Origin of the sequence: Streptomyces phaeochromogenes (genome assembly GCF_001418655.1) — a bacterium.
GTDB classification, from domain to species: Bacteria; Actinomycetota; Actinomycetes; order Streptomycetales; family Streptomycetaceae; genus Streptomyces; species Streptomyces phaeochromogenes.
Map to the genome: position 1 here is coordinate 375 of NZ_LIQZ01000497.1, position 1333 is coordinate 1707.

At 68.2% G+C, this 1333-nt stretch carries 1 pseudogene; it reads right to left on the minus strand.

The annotated features are described in order from the left end of the window. Positions 1-353 (minus strand): annotated as a pseudogene (locus AOK17_RS53020) (diguanylate cyclase); the annotation flags it as partial. Between the last annotated feature and the right edge of the window lie 980 nt (positions 354-1333).

Here is a 1333-nt window from a genome sequence, read left to right on the forward strand (position 1 = left end):
CCCCAATACGGCCGTACGCCCCGCGCCGAACGCGCGCGCCGCGTGCGCGTTGACGACGGCGGGCCGCAGATCGGCGTCGACGAGCACGACACCCCAGGAGGCGTCGTCGAACAGTGCCTCGCTCAGCGCGATCGACCGCTCCAGATCGATCTGCGCGTGCACCTCGCTGAAGGCGCAGTACACCCCGGCCGGCTTCCCGTCGGGCCCCGGCACCGCGGCCGACTGGGTCCGTACGAGCACCCGGCCGCCGTCCTTGGTGAGCAGCGCGAACTCATGGACCTGCCGCCCGGGCGCCTGCATCGCGGAGAGCAGCCGGCCCTCGACCTCCTCGGCGTCCGCGGGCCGTACGGCCCNNCGGCGAGCAGATCGGCCCCGTCCCGCTCGGGCTCCTGCGGCCCGAGCTCGTCCGTGGTCCCACTACGCCGCGAAGCACTCACCTGGCACCCCCTGCAGGCCGTGTCGGCGTGTCCTGCGCGGTGTGCCCGCGCGTCTGATCACTCACTTCACTCACTACGAATCACTCACTAGGAATCATTCAACTCGAACGTGACGCAGCCCACATCTGGTTCCCACAAGATTGAGGAAATCGTTGTGTGGGGGCACGTCGGCGTACGGATCGATCAGCGGGTCCGTCTTGCGGCGGNNGCCGCCGGGGCCGCCGCCGGGTCGACAACAGTGGTCGTACGACTCCGGACCGTCGCCGTCCAGAAAAACCGGTTGAGGGATGCGGATCCGGTTCCTAATGTGTGTCGCACGCCGAAAGGAGGTGATCGGGTACATGTCTGAAACCCGGACCAGCGAGGTGGCTGCGGGCTAGCGGCCCGTCACCACATTCAGTGCGGTGCCGGACCAGCGCGTGAGATGAGCGTGCGGCCGGCCCAATCTCAGCAGTCACCCGACCCGCGAGCTCGCCGGTAAGTCCGGCCGGCTCCCTCCTCGGAGGGAACCAGAGTTCGCGGGTCGTCTGCGTTTCGCAGGTTTGTGAGGTGCGGCACTGGCGTGTTGGGCGAGCCGGAGTACTCTTGCGCCATGCTTCCGATGCTCGTTCGACGCCGTCACGTGGACTACGTGCGCGTCACGAGCATGGGCTGTCGGCTTTCTGCCTGACCTCAGCCCCCTTTGGCTCTTTCACCTGGCACCTGTGGCCCCCGCCCCACCCTCGGCGGCTGCCCCGGGCCCGTAACCCATGCGGACGCACACCATGACGAACCCGAACGTGGCGATGAACCCCTCGGATCAGACCATCCCCTCGGATCAGCCGTATCAGCAGCTTCCGATCATTGATCTTTCCGCGGCCGATCGTGGGCCGCAGGCGCGTGCGCTGCTGCACGCG